The organism is Melghirimyces algeriensis (assembly GCF_900182565.1).
GTDB lineage: Bacteria > Bacillota > Bacilli > Thermoactinomycetales > DSM-45169 > Melghirimyces > Melghirimyces algeriensis.
The window spans coordinates 1-14,726 of record NZ_FXTI01000011.1 but is presented as its reverse complement, the minus strand read 5'-3'; the positions used below and the strand labels follow the sequence as shown (position 1 = coordinate 14,726).

The following is a 14,726-nucleotide window of genomic DNA, read 5'->3' as shown; positions in this document are numbered from 1 at the left end:
AAAACGTAGTGAGAAACGGCTTTCTCAAACAAATATAAAGAAAAAAAGCTGCAATTATGACTCGCTCATAACAACAGCTTGCTCCCTTTTATGGCAAGGATATCTTTGTGATCCTCCTTGCCTGGAATATCTGTGAACTCCATTTAAAATAAAATAATTGTGTGTTATCTATTTATCTTTTATACTTAACATCAGGCGTATGACAGCTTATTGTTTTACATTTGGAAATATCAGCGATATGACCAACCCCGAACCAATCTCTGATTTTGCATCCAACTGAATGGCTAAATCATAAGCCATCTTGCTCACTAAGAAGAGCCCCATACCTGTTGCCTGTCTTGTATAAGTACCTCTCCTTCCCGTAAAGCCCTTGTCAAAAATAAATGGTAAATCTTCTTCAGATACACCAGGTCCATTATCACTAATATTTAAAGTGGTTTGATCACTCACTTGATCAAAAACTGTTTCAAATTTCAATATTGGACTACTCTGATTCCGTGCAACGTGTTTCGTACTATTCGCGATAATTTGTTCCAATATAAATGCTAATCCCTTGCGGTCAGATATAATTTCCATTTCTTCACCTATAAACTCTATTTGAAAACCGGATTCATCTAGTAGTGTTTGATGGTTTTCAGTTATCTGTTTGCAAAATGCCAGTAAGTGTATTGGCTCAAACATATAATCTTTATGAGCAGCCCGAAGTCTCGCAAAATACAAAATTCGCTCTACATCTCCTAGCATTTGATCTCTAACATGAATCATACGCCGTCTAACAAGGGGAGACATTTCGTCCCTGCGGTTATCTAATAGCAATGTCATCAATGACAGAGGCTTTTTCATTTCGTGAACCCATCCTTCTATATAGCTTTCATAATCGGCCAACTCCATCGCTTGCTCATTCAGTTTTGACTGATAGGATCTTAGGACATTTCCCATTCCATGGATAAACGATCGATGTATTTTAGGAGATACCCGACATAATATTTCTTCGTTCGTCTCATTCGGTTCCAGCAAAAAATCTTCATAGGCAGCTTCTATGATTTTTTGCTTTCTCATAATCATGAATACAGGTAACGATATCATTGCTAGAGTAAAAACAATCATGAGCCCAACTAACACCTCAAAGGTTTCTGGGTAAGCTAACCAAGCAAAAAAAATAAATAGGAGGTTTGTTACAATTAAGATAAGAAACCATAGCTTATAAGCATGAAAACAATCATATATTTGCTTAATCCATTTCATGGTTTCACCCTACCCCCTAAGTCGATAACCTTGACCCCTTATTGTTTCAATTTGATTTTCCAAGTTTAATTGTCGCAGTGTTTTTCGTAAGCGCGTGAGATTGACTTGAAGTGCATTTTCGTCGATATATTGGTCTGTTCCCCATAAACGTTCACTCAGTGCCCTTTTGGATACAATCTCAGGTCTATTCTGTACTAAAGCCAGTAAAATCCCCCCTTCATTGGCGGATAACACCAATGATTGAGACCCCTTATACAACGTAAAAGTATTGGGGTCCAGTGAAAAACTGCCCCCATCGATCAAGGAAGGTTGTCCTTCATATCTTCTCAGCAGGTTTTGAATACGCGCTAATAATCGATCACGATTGCATGGCTTTGTGAGGTAATCATCTGCTCCTAAATAAAGACCATGTAATTCATCTTGCAACTTATCTCTGGATGTAAGAACCAATATTGGACCAATCCCCTTTGATTTTAGACTTTTGCATATTTCAAATCCGGATTGTTCCGGCAAATTAATGTCTAATATGACTAGGTCCGGTGCCAAAGTGGCTATTTGAAGAGCGATATCATGAAAATCTGTAATCGCTACTGTCTCAAACCCTTCTTTTTGCAATATATCGATTAACTCTTCTCGCATCAATGGATCATCTTCAACCATTACAATTCTCGCCACTTCAGCACCCCCTTTGATGTGAAATGTAACGGTCGGTTCCTTAATCTATATTCGGCTTCCAACGCAATTTATCGATTTCATGATCTGCTGAACGGGCAACTGCTACGCCATAGATCGCCACAACGACGATTACAAAACATGCAAAGGTAAAGGCAATAGGATACAGTAACGGTTCATCTTCGAAGTTAATAATCACAAATAGAATCATAGCCCTAATCCCAACAGATCCACTCACGCATGCCAGAGACATCGGTAACAGAAAGGTCCACAATACCTGTTTATACATCGATTTTTTCATTTGATTCCGTTTGGCACCCAGCATGGAAAGCGTTAAATAGCGTTGTCCAGTCTGCTTCATTTGCGTTAAAAATTGTAGAGCTAATACCGTACAAGCAATAATTAAGAATAAGAATCCCATATATAAGATGGTATAACTTCCAGCAACAACATAGAAGAGTTGACGTCCAAAGTTTTGTAAATAGCTTTCAAACTGGAAGCCAGAAGATTTTAATATATCTCTCACCTCCATCATCGGTTTCATTAAACCCTGCTGCTCCTGCATCTTTTGTGGGATGCGAAAATTCCAATATGAATTATAGGACTCTGATAATTGTTCAAACATAGGATCCGGGACGATAAACGCTGAAAAAATTTTTACCGAGCGATCTGCTACTAATCCTCTCATTGGAATGGATGAGCGTATATCGATTGCCTGATCATGAATGCTCATCAAACTTTGTCCTTCTTTGTTAGCCTTTTTAAGAATATGATCTAGTACAGGCATCCGATCAAGCTGATCGATAGGTACTAAATCTGGATTAAAGTATAAGGCAATTTCATCTGAATGCAGGTTCAGCGGTTTTTCTCCTATCGCTTCTAAAAGTCCATTGTAAGATGATTCAGGAATGAGGTAAGGTGTTGCGGCATCAATCTCCAGAACCCCCAACAGATTAAGCGCTTCGGGATTTTCCGAACTGATCGAGTAACCCTGCATTTCCCCAGATAAAAATTGCTCTTTCTGTTCGCTTGGCAGAGCCATAATAAGTTGCTCTCTCAATTTAGACCAATCCACTAGCGGCGACGGCCTATCCTCTTCCTTCTGCTCGTCCTGATGCTTCATCCTTCCAATTTTGAGAAAGTTTAAATCCTCTACATATGGTTCCATTTTTTCTGAAGTCAAAAATTGCTCAACCTTTTGGCTGTCTCCGTCAACAGTAAAATCATAAACCGAGGCATCTCGACTATATAAATTTTCTAAACTCAAAATTGTCGAGGCACCATTTGCTATCAAAATGATCGACAACGTGATTAGAATCGATGTTACGGCAACAGAAGTAGATCGATTCGCTATGTTTTCTTGAAACTGCCTTAATGTAAAGGTGTGCAGTCCTTTAGTAGATTTATGCTCGGACATGCTTGCCCATAAGCCTAGTAATTTTCCAAATCCCCTCATAAAAAGGATTGTTCCTAAACTTCCGAGAGCCAATGTCACAAAAAGAGTCAGTCCTGCAAAATCCGTCAAACGATATAAAGCAATCCAATATGCAACACCTAGTAAGACAGAACCTACTAAAATATGGAGTACGTTGCCTTTAATATGTCCCATATCCTGTTTGTTATCCATTTGCTCATAAAGTAATTGATGTATTTCTCGATTGAATAATCTCCCACCAAGAATGATTAGTGCACTAAACTGGATGAATAAAAAACCGATGATGGTAAAGAAAATCGCACCTACCGACAAGCTGAGTTGATGACCGATAATTCCCTGTCCAACTAATTTAGAAACCGTCAAGCTGATGATTTCTGCTAAGAATACGCCTATGAAAATGCCCCCGATAAGTGCGAAAATAGAAGTCATAAACCCTTCTGCTAAAAGTTGAAGAACAAGGCGTTTCTTGCGCATTCCTAACATGAGATAGAGCCCAAACTCTTTACTCCTTCGATTTAATTGGTACTGATTAGCAAATAAAATCAAGAAAAACAACAAAAATAATGCAAATATATATACAATTGGTATTTGCGCTAAGAGTTTATCAATCGCATCACTTTCAAACTGCTTTAAGAATAAGATAACATTCTGTTTCCCCAGTGATAGAATGATATAAAACGAGGCTACTGCTGTAACAAGTGTTGCAAAGTAGATTAAATTCTCCTTCCGACTGCGTTTCGCATTACGATAAATCAGCCTAGAAAACATTTGCGCTTCCTCCCCCAAGCTGAGCAAGTAACTGCAAAATTCTTTCATAAAATTCCTCGCGAGACTCCTCTTGTTTGCGACGCAGTTCATGAAATACCACACCATCTTGAATAAAAAGGATTCTTGAACAAAAGCTTGCTGCATTAGGGTCGTGGGTAACCATTAAAATCGTTCTTCCACTATTTCTATTAATCCCTTCTAACTTATTCATTAAATTTCTTGCAGAGCGTGTGTCCAATGCCCCTGTCGGTTCATCCGCAAGAACGATATCTGGATCAGAAATTAGACTGCGTGCAGCAGCTACTCTTTGCTTTTGTCCCCCAGACATCTGAGCTGGGAATTTGTTAAGAATATCTGTAATTTCTAAAAAATCCGCCAGTTCATCTAATTTAGCGCGTGCTTTTGCAAAATCCACCCCATGAATAGACAATGGTAATAGTATATTTTCCTGTCCCGTTAGATTATCCAGCAAAGCGAAATCTTGAAACAGATATCCGATTCGACTGCCGCGATATTCCGCTAAATCCTTACTGTCAAAAGCACTGATATTTTCCCCCTTTAAAAGGACACACCCGGATGTTGGCTTTATTATCGTTGCAATGCAGTTTAGTAATGTCGTTTTACCAGAACCGCTTGGCCCCATGATTCCTAAGAATTCTCCTAGGAGAATGTCAAAACTAACACCGTTTAAAGCTTTTGTTATATTGTTTTTCTTTCCGTAGTTTTTTTGTAAGTCTTTAACTTCCAGCAATTTTCCTTGTCTGACCATGTATAACTCTCCTTTTTTATTATCATTTTCCGAAATTATCATTGTTCGTATACACATTATAACCAGTATAAAAGACTAAAAACACTTACAAATGGTGTAAGGGAAAATGAATGATGTTGATTTGAAAGATTTTAATCACTATTGACGTTCCAGACTATTAAGCAATATTTGAAGTAAGAGATTGACGAAATGCTTTTGGAACAAATACGCAGAATGGGTTAGTCAGAAAAAGACACTCCAGCCCGTACCGGTTAAACCAGTTTTTAAAAAGGCTTTTACAGCAACCAAATTCATAATTAAGAATAAAAAATAGCCCTTTAGGAACTAGATTCCTAAAGGGCTATTTTTATTAAACTTTATTTCAAAGCTACACAATTATATATGGTATCACACTCTTACTCCACCGTGACACTCTTGGCTAGGTTGCGCGGTTTGTCGACGTTGATGCCGCGGGCGGTGGAGGTGTAGTAGGCCAGAAGTTGAAGCGGGATGACTGAGAGAACCGGTGTGAGAAGGGACAAGGTTTCCGGGATGGTGATGTGTTCATCCACGGAGCGGTCCAGGTCGGTTCTTCCTTCCAGTCCCAGGCCCAATACATGAGCCCCCCTGGCTTTTACTTCAATAATGTTGGAGACCATTTTATCATGGACCGCTTGCTGTGTAGCCAGTGCAATCACCGGGATGCCTTCTTCAATCAGGGCCAGTGTGCCATGTTTCAGCTCTCCGGCGGCATACGCCTCAGAATGAATATAGGAGATCTCCTTCAGTTTCAGAGACCCTTCCAGCACAACGGGATAGTCCAGGCCACGCCCGATGAAAAAGAGGTTTTCATGCTGGGCAATCTTCTCAGCAAATTTCCGAATCGATCCATGGTCCTCCAGGATGCTCTTCACCTGCTCGGAAAGACGAGGCAGGGCTTCCGTCACTTCCAGCAACTGTTCCTCCGGTTGGGTACCCAGCACACGGGCCAGATAGAGACCTAGCAGGTAAATGGCGATCAACTGGCTGGTATAGGCTTTGGTGGAGGCAACAGCAATCTCAGGACCTGCCCAGGTCATCAACACTTCATCCGCTTCGCGGGCAACAGAGCTTCCCACAACATTGGTGATACCCAGTACCCTGGCTCCTGCCTGTTTGGCTTCCCTGAGCGCTGCCAGAGTGTCTGCCGTTTCCCCGGACTGGCTGATGACAATCACCAGGGTGGAAGGGGTGAGAATCGGGTTGCGATAGCGGTATTCAGACGCGATATCCACTTCCACGGGGATGCGGACCAGTGATTCAATGACGGACTTTCCGATCAGTCCTGCATGATAGGCGGTCCCACAGGCCACAATATGCACTTTGTCAAAGCGCTTCAACTCCTCCGGAGTCAAAGAAATCTCCCGTGACAGATCTACCACGCCTTCTTTCAACCGAGCGGCCAATGTATCGCGGATCGCCTTGGGCTGTTCATGGATTTCTTTCAGCATAAAATGCTCATAGCCATCCTTTTCCGCTGTAGCAGCATCCCAAGTGACATGCAACATGTCCCGGTTGACGGGTGTTCCATCCGTGGTGAAGAGCTCCACACGATCCTGGGTGAGAACAGCCATTTCTCCATCATTCAGGACATACACATCGCGAGTGTGTTCCAGGATTGCCGGGATATCGGAGGCGATAAAGTTCTCTCCATCACCGACACCGACAATCAATGGACTGGCCAAACGAACAGCAACCAGTTTATCCGGCTCCATGACATTGGCAATCGCCAATGCATAGGCTCCTTCCATCCGTTTGACAGCTTTCTGAACCGTGGATACCAAGTCTCCATCATACAGTTCGGACAAGAGATGTGCGATCACTTCTGTGTCTGTTTCAGAGGCAAACGTATATCCCTTTTCTTGAAGTTCTTCTTTGATGTCAAGGTAGTTTTCAATAATTCCGTTGTGAACGATGGAAAACTGCTGTTTTTCATCCATATGGGGATGAGAGTTTTCATCGGAAGGCTTCCCATGGGTCGCCCAACGGGTATGTCCAATTCCCATTTCGCCGGATAACGGGTCCTTGTCCGTCAGTTGCTGTAAAGCGGAAAGCGGTCCTTTTGTCTTTTTCACATTCAGTTTACCGTCGTTATAAACAGCGATCCCAGCCGAATCATACCCCCGGTATTCCAGCTTTCGAAGACCTTCCAACAGGATGTTTTGTGCCTGTTTTTGTCCGATATAACCTACGATTCCACACATCGGTTTCACCAAACCCCCTAAAATAACAGAAGTACCACTTTATAACCCAAGCGGACTTCTTCTCTGTTTTTTTATCTCTGGTCTGACCACCTGTATCTCGATCCCCTTCGGTGGTACACCGTACCGAAACGTTTGTGGAACAGGTCACCCCATTCTTTTGTGTTCCGGTTCATCGGCTCCGGTGCACAAGCCGGGAGGTATCCGCCGATTGCTCGATCCCCCTCCTCCTCGTCAACTGCGGTCCCACTGCCACAGTCCTGGCGCTTTACAACCTATGGAATCATAAATTCATCCAACTTTTCCCTGCATCACCTCCAAAAATGCAACTAATACTATGCTATGCAAGTCTATTCCATTTGTAAAGTAAATAAATTCTAAAATGTATTAATCACTATTATTTTAAAGGTGACAAATAAACAAATCCGATAACTGGATGTTTTTTTAATCAAAAGCAGTCCCCGTCTAAACGACGGGGTCATGTTTTAAGACAGTTCGTTGCGAATCGTATCCGCAATGGCATTTACATGGGACTCCAATTCCTTTTCATCGGGACCTTCTGCCATCACCCGGATTAATGGCTCAGTACCTGACGGTCGTACCAATACGCGACCTTCATCTCCTAAAGATTTCTCCACTCGTTCAATTTCCTGACGTATTGCTTCATTTTCGCCCCATTTTTCCTTATCTTTCACTTGGACATTTACCATGATCTGTGGATACTGTGTCATCATCTGGGCCAGCTGGTTTAAGGTCGTCGCTTTTTCCTTTACGACACGCAACAATTGAAGGGCGGTCAACATTCCGTCACCGGTTGTATTGTAGTCAAGGAAGATGATATGGCCGGACTGTTCACCACCCAGGTTATAACCTCCCTGGCGCATGGCTTCCATCACATACCGATCGCCCACCTGGGTCTTTTCAGTCCGGATTCCCATGGATTCTGTCGCTTTAAACAGGCCGATATTACTCATCACGGTGGTGACAATGGTATCCTTTTTAAGCTCACCCATCTCTTTCATAAAGCTCCCGCAAATGCAGAGAACACGGTCTCCATCCACGATTTCCCCTTTTTCATCCACCGCAATCAATCGGTCCGCATCTCCGTCAAAGGCAAGACCAATATGAGCATTTCGCTGTAATACTTCCTGTCGCAATCGTTCTGGATGGGTTGATCCACAGTCCACATTGATATTGAACCCATCAGGATCGGCGTTAATCGCTGTAACATCCGCTCCCAAATCCCGTAGAAGCGAGGGAGCCAACCGGGAAGCAGCACCATTGGCACAATCCACGACAATATCCATTCCACAGAGATCCGTTTGAATCGTGGAACGAAGATATTCAATATACTTCAAGGATGCATCCGGTCGGTCATTCACCCGACCAATCCCCTCTCCTTCGGGACGCGGCATTTGATCTTCCTCCATGAGAAGCGACTCAATGGATTCTTCCAATGAATCCGTTAACTTAAACCCATCTGGACCAAAAAATTTAATTCCATTATCCGAAAAGGGGTTATGAGATGCAGAGATCATCACTCCAGCACTTGCTTCAAAATTCCGGATTAAGTAGGCAACACCTGGTGTGGATACAACACCCAGACGAATCACATCCACACCGATCGAAAGCATTCCCGCAACCAAGGCGGATTCCAACATCTCTCCGGAAATCCGTGGGTCGCGGCCCACCAAAACCAAGGGTCTCTCCCTATTCTCCTTCTCTGAATGATTGGTCAGAACATAGGCTCCTGCCCGACCTAAACGATAAACCAGTTCGGGGGTCAACTCTCGGTTGGCCACACCTCTGACACCGTCCGTTCCAAAATATTTACCCATGGTTTCTCCTCCTTCTCGGTCCACTCATACTCTATTTTTTCTGAATCCGAACCGTTACTGTCAGATCTTCTTCATCAACGACTCGGATATATTTGGGCAGATCTACCTTTACCGAAACATGATGCTCTCCGGGAGGGAGATCCGCCAGATCAATGGACCCTTTTACATTTTCCTTTTCAACGTTTTTTAAAATGGACGGTGCCCCGAAAAGGGTAAGATCAAAACGGTCCGGGCTTACCACTTGAACATCGAACCCTTCTTTCTTCCCTTGTATCTCAATCGGGACATCCTTCATCGTTTTTTTCGTTCCCTCTACAATTTCTACCTGAACGTTTACCCGTTCAGGCGTCACCTTTACCGCTTCACCGGAAAGAGAAAGTGGCAATTTAAACGTACGATCACTTGTAGCATTGGAAAGATCCAGCTTGGGAAGCGGATAGTTCTTCAGCTCTTTGATGTAATCTTTTGGTCCGTACACCATCACTTTGTTTGTACTCAGTTTTACATTTTTCACAGCATAACCTTTTTTGGGTTCTGTTATCTGATTCCATTGAAGGGGAACCTCTTTTCCGGTCCTGACGATCGGGACTTCCACATCTATCACCTGTGGATCTGCTTCCACCCCGCTCATCAGTCCATCTTCCCCGTATATTTGTAACGAGACGGAGCGGCTGATCGTTTCCGTAGCTCCTTCAGCATGAACCAACGCTTTCACCGATCGCACCTTTTTCAAAGTGGATTTAGAACCAAACAACCGAACCCTTCCCGGATCCACCACAGGTTCCCCAATGTGATATTTGGCTTCCGGTCGCCCGATAATTTCCACTTCAACTGGAAAGGTTTCACTTCTCTTTTCCTCTAGCACCACATCTACCGAGCGGGGCTGAGGGCTTACTTCCACTCCTGGCAAGCCTTTGGTTTTCACCTGTATCGGTACATTTTTATGTCTTCCCGCCTCTTTGTTTCGAAGATCTACATAAGCCTGCAAACGAGAAGCTTCCACCCTTTTTATTGAAGGATCGGGCCCTTGTGCATGAAGTGTAATTGTTTCTGGAAGGCCACGGATCTCAAACTTGTCTTCATCATAATAAGCATCCAATACCACATTGGAAACAATGTTATTGGTGTCATGATCCTGAAACTGATTGGTCTCATCGCTGACGACCAACCATAACATAACAGCCAACAGAAAAGCAACCAATTTAGCCACAGTGTCGTTTTGTAGCCATTTATCCATCTTTCTCCCCCTTCCGGGGCATAAATGGCATTTCTTTTTTAGGAGGTTTCAACTCTTCATAAAGACGGGAGATCAACTCTTCTTCGGACAAGTCGCACTCCAGTTGTCCTTGAATGGCAAGAGATATTTTTCCCGTTTCTTCGGAAACAATGATCGTCACTGCATCGGTTCCTTCACTGATGCCCAGGCCTGCTCGATGGCGGGTGCCCAAATCATTACTGATAAACGGATTTTCCGACAATGGAAGATAACAGCTTGCCGCTACCAACCGATCATGACGGATGATCACAGCTCCGTCGTGCAACGGGGCCTTAGGCATAAAGATATTGGTTAGACATTCGGAACTCAATTTGGCATCCAGTTCAATCCCTGTTTCCACATAATCGGATAGCCCCGTCTCTCGTTCCATGACAATCAAAGCTCCAATCCTCCGATTGGCAAGATAAGAAATCGCCTTGACGATTTCTCCTACAATTTTGGTAAGCGCCTGCTCATTTTCCCGGACACTTCGATTGAAGAAACGTCCTCGGCCCAGTTGTTCCAACGCCCGGCGAAGCTCCGGCTGGAAGATAATAATGACGACAATGATCCCCCAAGAAAACAGGTTTTCCATCAACCACTCCAGTGTGGAGAGTTGAAAGAAGCTTGAAAGAATCCAGACAGCCAAAACAACAGAAATCCCTTTCAGCAGTTGAACTGCACGGGTTCCTTTTACCAACATCAACAATTTATAAATGATATAACTGACGATCATGATATCGACGAAGTCATTCAAATATTGGGTGATGCCATCCAATAAGTCCATTGGCCTCCTCCCAAACCCATCCGTTTAATTTCGGTTACATTTTTTTCGATTTTCCCCATCTTTTCATTATGCGATAAGATAGGAAAAAAAGAAATCCCCAGGACATGATTTCAAACAAAAGGCTTGACAATCCAATGCTTTTAGGATCACACTTTGTCCGATCATTCATCCGTCAACTATTTAGATTTTTTCCCTTGCGCTGGCTGAATAGCCAAAGAGGATTCGCTAAGTTCATTGCAGAATCAATAAAAACAACCCAATAAAGAAGAAAAAGAAGGTGGATGTTTTTGGAGCAAGCATTGCAATTGCAAGATATCTTATCAGCAGAAGAACAGTTGAAAGGCATCAGTCACAAGACTCCCATCTTTACCTCCCGTACACTAAATGGACAGGCAGGATGTGAGGTCTATCTCAAGTGCGAGAATCTGCAAAAAGTAGGGGCTTTTAAATTTCGGGGTGCCTATAACACCATCAGCAAGCTTTCTGCGGAACAAAAGAAACAGGGTGTTATCGCTTTTTCTTCGGGAAACCACGCTCAGGCCGTCGCTTTGGCCTCCCATCTGTCCAATGTGCCAGCCGTCATTTGTATGCCCAAGGATGCTCCCAAGGTCAAGGTGGAGGCTACAAAGGGTTATGGTGCGGAAGTTGTTTATTATGATCGATTTAAGGAAGATCGGGAAGTGGTTGCCAAGGATCTTGCCAAAAAGCGGGGGCTTACTCTCATACCTCCATACAACCATCCTCATATTATGGCTGGAGCGGGAACGGCAGCTCTTGAACTTCTCCGGGAAGTTCCTGACTTGGATGGGATCATCGCTCCGATTGGGGGAGGAGGGCTATTGTCCGGCACTGCTGTCGCCGCTAAAGGTATACAACCCATGATTCGGGTATTTGGGGTGGAACCCGCCGAGGCGGACGATACACGCCGCTCCTTCGAGGCTGGAAATCGAATCACCATTCCTGCACCTCCCACGATCGCTGACGGATTGCGCATTACCACCCCCGGTGAAATCACGTTTCCCGTCATCCAAAAATATACGGAAACCATTCTTACCGTATCGGAGGGTGAAATTCGAGAGGCCACCCGGTTTGCCTTCTTTCGTCTCAAACTTGTGGTGGAACCCTCAGGAGCGGTTCCTTTAGCCGCCTTGTTATTCGGCCGGTTACCCAAAGATTTACATAAAGTGGGTGTCATCATCAGCGGAGGCAACATTGACCCTTCCGTTATGGCGGATATCGCAGGAGCGAAGTAACTGAAGGCTCGATACCAAACAAAGAAATACAGAATGAATCCATCCGCTGAACCAGCGGATCTCTTGTTTTATTGGGATCGATGCAAAAAAGCTCTCCGCTTTTGCGGAGAACTCTCGCGCTTACAACACTTTTTCACCAAAAACCGAGCCGATCAGTGCAACAGCAACTTTTGCCGTCCGATTGCTCTGGTCGAGAATCGGATTGACTTCCACAAATTCCGCTGAAGTCAGAATATCCGCTTCAGCTAAAATTTCCATAGCCAGATGGCTTTCCCGATAGGTAACTCCTCCAGAAACCGGAGTCCCAACTCCTGGAGCATCATGGGGGTCCAATCCATCCAGGTCCAGGCTGAGATGGACACCATCCGTTCCGTTCGATACAATTTCCAATGCCTCATTCATCACAGTTGCCATTCCCATACGATCAATATCGTGCATGGTATAGACTTTTATTCCCCGTTCCCGAATCAGAACCCTTTCACCTTCATCCAACTGACGCGCTCCAATGATCACCACATTTTCAGGATGCACTTTTGGTGCAAAGCCACCCAAGTCTACCAGATCCGGATGGCCCAGACCCAAGCTGACAGCCAAAGGCATTCCGTGAATGTTTCCGGATGGACTGGTCTCGCCGGTATTTAAATCTCCGTGAGCGTCAAACCAAATAACCCCCATGCGTTGATGGTGCTTGGCTGCCCCGGCAATAGTTCCAATCGCAATACTGTGATCTCCACCCAAAATCAGAGGAAACCGCCCCTCCTGTTTAACTGCATCCACCGTACGCATCAGTTCATCACTAACCAATGTGATTTCCCGTAAATACTTCAGTTGTTTTTCTCCCACATCATACGATTCAGGAGTGGGTACGGACAGATTTCCCTGATCGCTTACCTCATATCCTAATTGGGTCAGTTTCTCTTTGACAGAGGCATACCGAATCGCGCTGGGACCCATATCGACCCCTCGACGATCCGCACCAAGATCCATTGGAACCCCCACAATTGTCACTTTGTTGTTCTTCATGTGAACAATCCCCTCCCGCTAAAGCAAATTTGTTGAGCATCACAAGATGAAAGTAGGTGCTTTAACCGTTTTACCCTAAGGGATGAAAAACAACTCAATAGGTAAAAATAATCCAAGCAACACCTGTCTCTTATTTTGGACAGGGCGTGTCAGACGGAGTCGATTTCAACCCTGATCCCTCGTCTCTCCACAGATACTGAATATTTTTCCGTCCCTCCGAACCGTTTAGCGACCAAAGAAAAAACAGGTGACCGCTAAACGCTTCGGCCCGTGGAGCTTCTGCTGGATACTGTCGAGAATCGGACTCCGTTAACTCTGCAATCACACGCCCCACCCGATTTTCTGTTTTGTGATGTGCTCATTTTGAGATTCCTCTACAGTTTAACATATTTAAACGCTTTCATCTATTTAACACAGCATTTCAGATTTTTTATACACTGATATTCATATAATGGTATAAAAAAGAGATTAAATGAATATTTATGTGTTTATCATGGAGTGGTTCCTCTTTGAAGATCATATCGCCCAAAGTGAATCCATTTTTACAAACAAAAACCGGAAAGAGAATTTCTCTTTCCGGTAAAATAAAACACCACCTGTTTTAGGTGGTGTTGGTTATGGAGCGGAAGACGGGATTCGAACCCGCGACCCCCGCCTTGGCAAGGCGGTGCTCTACCACTGAGCCACTTCCGCATAATGGTGACCCATCCAGGATTCGAACCTGGGACACCCTGATTAAAAGTCAGGTGCTCTGCCGACTGAGCTAATGGGTCGTATGATGGCTGGGGCGGTAGGGATCGAACCTACGCATCACGGAGTCAAAGTCCGTTGCCTTACCACTTGGCTACGCCCCATCAAATGGTGGAGGGAGTAGGATTCGAACCTACGAAGGCAAAGCCGGCAGATTTACAGTCTGCTGCGTTTGGCCACTTCGCTATCCCTCCAAATGTGGTGGACGGTGCAGGGCTCGAACCTGCGACCCCCTGCTTGTAAGGCAGGTGCTCTCCCAACTGAGCTAACCGTCCATGAATCGCCGAAATCAATCCGGCGCTGTTTCTGGTGACCCGTAGGGGATTCGAACCCCTGCATGCCAGCGTGAAAGGCTGGTGTGTTAACCGCTTCACCAACGGGCCGTGTGGAGCTCCCAACCAGACTCGAACTGGTGACCTCTTCCTTACCATGGAAGCGCTCTACCGACTGAGCTATGGGAGCAGTTGGCTCCTCAGGCAGGACTCGAACCTGCAACCTACCGGTTAACAGCCGGGCGCTCTACCATTGAGCTACTGAGGATCATCGCTTAACAACGATACATATTATATAATGCTTACTCAGTAATGTCAAGGGATTTTTCATATTTTTATGAAGGGATTGCCTGGCAACGTCCTACTCTCCCAGGGGCCTGCGCCCCAAGTACCATCGGCGCTGGAGGGCTTAACTTCCGTGTTCGGGATGGGAACGGGTG

General features: G+C 44.5%; 11 protein-coding genes, 8 tRNA genes and 1 rRNA gene. 1 reads left to right on the top strand and 19 read right to left on the bottom strand.

Features of this window, described 5'->3' with window-relative positions:
- Window positions 1-207 precede the first annotated feature (207 nt).
- The 8 genes from FN782_RS13940 to cdaA all read right to left on the bottom strand — a co-directional run bounded on the left by FN782_RS13940 (window position 208) and on the right by cdaA (window position 10,988).
- Window positions 208-1,245 (bottom strand): sensor histidine kinase, encoded by a 1,038-nt coding sequence (locus tag FN782_RS13940; RefSeq protein ID WP_142506415.1) that lies wholly within the window; start codon window positions 1,243-1,245, stop codon window positions 208-210.
- A 9-nt stretch (window positions 1,246-1,254) separates the two neighbouring features.
- A complete protein-coding gene (locus FN782_RS13935) occupies window positions 1,255-1,920 on the bottom strand; it encodes a response regulator transcription factor (RefSeq protein ID WP_185956325.1) in 666 nt (221 codons plus the stop codon).
- A 40-nt stretch (window positions 1,921-1,960) separates the two neighbouring features.
- Complete coding sequence (locus FN782_RS13930; RefSeq protein WP_142506414.1) at window positions 1,961-4,120, bottom strand: ABC transporter permease; 2,160 nt, start codon at window positions 4,118-4,120, stop codon at window positions 1,961-1,963.
- The gene (locus FN782_RS13925) at window positions 4,110-4,889 is read right to left on the bottom strand and encodes an ABC transporter ATP-binding protein (protein ID WP_142506413.1); all 780 of its coding nucleotides are present in this window, start codon (window positions 4,887-4,889) and stop codon (window positions 4,110-4,112) included. The genes FN782_RS13930 and FN782_RS13925 overlap by 11 nt, the downstream gene beginning before the upstream one ends.
- Before the next feature lie 395 nt (window positions 4,890-5,284).
- Window positions 5,285-7,111: a glutamine--fructose-6-phosphate transaminase (isomerizing) gene (glmS, locus tag FN782_RS13920; protein ID WP_142506412.1), complete on the bottom strand. Its 1,827-nt coding sequence runs from the start codon at window positions 7,109-7,111 to the stop codon at window positions 5,285-5,287.
- A gap of 482 nt (window positions 7,112-7,593) precedes the next feature.
- A complete protein-coding gene (glmM, locus tag FN782_RS13915; protein ID WP_142506411.1) occupies window positions 7,594-8,946 on the bottom strand; it encodes a phosphoglucosamine mutase in 1,353 nt (450 codons plus the stop codon).
- Window positions 8,947-8,977: 31 nt separating this feature from the next.
- Complete coding sequence (locus tag FN782_RS13910) at window positions 8,978-10,183, bottom strand: CdaR family protein (protein ID WP_142506410.1); 1,206 nt, start codon at window positions 10,181-10,183, stop codon at window positions 8,978-8,980.
- Window positions 10,176-10,988: a diadenylate cyclase CdaA gene (gene cdaA / locus FN782_RS13905; protein WP_142506409.1), complete on the bottom strand. Its 813-nt coding sequence runs from the start codon at window positions 10,986-10,988 to the stop codon at window positions 10,176-10,178. The genes FN782_RS13910 and cdaA overlap by 8 nt, the downstream gene beginning before the upstream one ends.
- Window positions 10,989-11,275: 287 nt before the next feature.
- On the opposite strand from cdaA, the gene FN782_RS13900 reads away from it, so the two are divergent.
- Entirely contained in the window at window positions 11,276-12,241 is a 966-nt protein-coding gene (locus FN782_RS13900) for a pyridoxal-phosphate dependent enzyme (protein WP_246064966.1), read from the top strand.
- 120 nt (window positions 12,242-12,361) lie between these two features.
- Here FN782_RS13900 and rocF read toward each other — a convergent pair whose 3' ends face one another.
- The 11 genes from rocF to rrf all read right to left on the bottom strand — a co-directional run.
- Window positions 12,362-13,264 (bottom strand): arginase, encoded by a 903-nt coding sequence (rocF, locus tag FN782_RS13895; protein WP_142506407.1) that lies wholly within the window; start codon window positions 13,262-13,264, stop codon window positions 12,362-12,364.
- 130 nt (window positions 13,265-13,394) lie between these two features.
- On the bottom strand, window positions 13,395-13,589 hold the full coding sequence (locus FN782_RS13890; RefSeq protein WP_142506406.1) for a hypothetical protein: 195 nt from the start codon (window positions 13,587-13,589) through the stop codon (window positions 13,395-13,397).
- 293 nt (window positions 13,590-13,882) lie between these two features.
- Window positions 13,883-13,957 (bottom strand) — tRNA-Gly (locus FN782_RS13885).
- A 4-nt stretch (window positions 13,958-13,961) separates the two neighbouring features.
- A tRNA-Lys gene (locus FN782_RS13880) sits at window positions 13,962-14,037 on the bottom strand.
- Between the two features lie 6 nt (window positions 14,038-14,043).
- Window positions 14,044-14,118, bottom strand: a tRNA-Gln gene (locus tag FN782_RS13875).
- A 5-nt stretch (window positions 14,119-14,123) separates the two neighbouring features.
- Window positions 14,124-14,208: transfer RNA gene (locus FN782_RS13870), tRNA-Tyr, on the bottom strand.
- Between the two features lie 5 nt (window positions 14,209-14,213).
- A tRNA-Val gene (locus FN782_RS13865) sits at window positions 14,214-14,289 on the bottom strand.
- Window positions 14,290-14,321: 32 nt separating this feature from the next.
- Window positions 14,322-14,397 (bottom strand) — tRNA-Glu (locus tag FN782_RS13860).
- A 3-nt stretch (window positions 14,398-14,400) separates the two neighbouring features.
- Window positions 14,401-14,476 (bottom strand) — tRNA-Thr (locus FN782_RS13855).
- Window positions 14,477-14,479: 3 nt separating this feature from the next.
- Window positions 14,480-14,554: transfer RNA gene (locus FN782_RS13850), tRNA-Asn, on the bottom strand.
- An 80-nt stretch (window positions 14,555-14,634) separates the two neighbouring features.
- Window positions 14,635-14,726 (bottom strand): 5S ribosomal RNA (gene rrf, locus FN782_RS13845); the annotation flags it as partial.

Coding starts and splice junctions, on each gene's coding strand:
- glmM (WP_142506411.1), bottom strand. CDS start 8,946: ATGGGTAAATATTTTGGAACGGACGGTGTCAGAGGTGTGGCCAACCGA.
- FN782_RS13925 (WP_142506413.1), bottom strand. CDS start 4,889: ATGGTCAGACAAGGAAAATTGCTGGAAGTTAAAGACTTACAAAAAAAC.
- FN782_RS13940 (WP_142506415.1), bottom strand. CDS start 1,245: ATGAAATGGATTAAGCAAATATATGATTGTTTTCATGCTTATAAGCTA.
- FN782_RS13910 (WP_142506410.1), bottom strand. CDS start 10,183: ATGGATAAATGGCTACAAAACGACACTGTGGCTAAATTGGTTGCTTTT.
- rocF (WP_142506407.1), bottom strand. CDS start 13,264: ATGAAGAACAACAAAGTGACAATTGTGGGGGTTCCAATGGATCTTGGT.
- glmS (WP_142506412.1), bottom strand. CDS start 7,111: ATGTGTGGAATCGTAGGTTATATCGGACAAAAACAGGCACAAAACATC.
- cdaA (WP_142506409.1), bottom strand. CDS start 10,988: ATGGACTTATTGGATGGCATCACCCAATATTTGAATGACTTCGTCGAT.
- FN782_RS13930 (WP_142506414.1), bottom strand. CDS start 4,120: ATGTTTTCTAGGCTGATTTATCGTAATGCGAAACGCAGTCGGAAGGAG.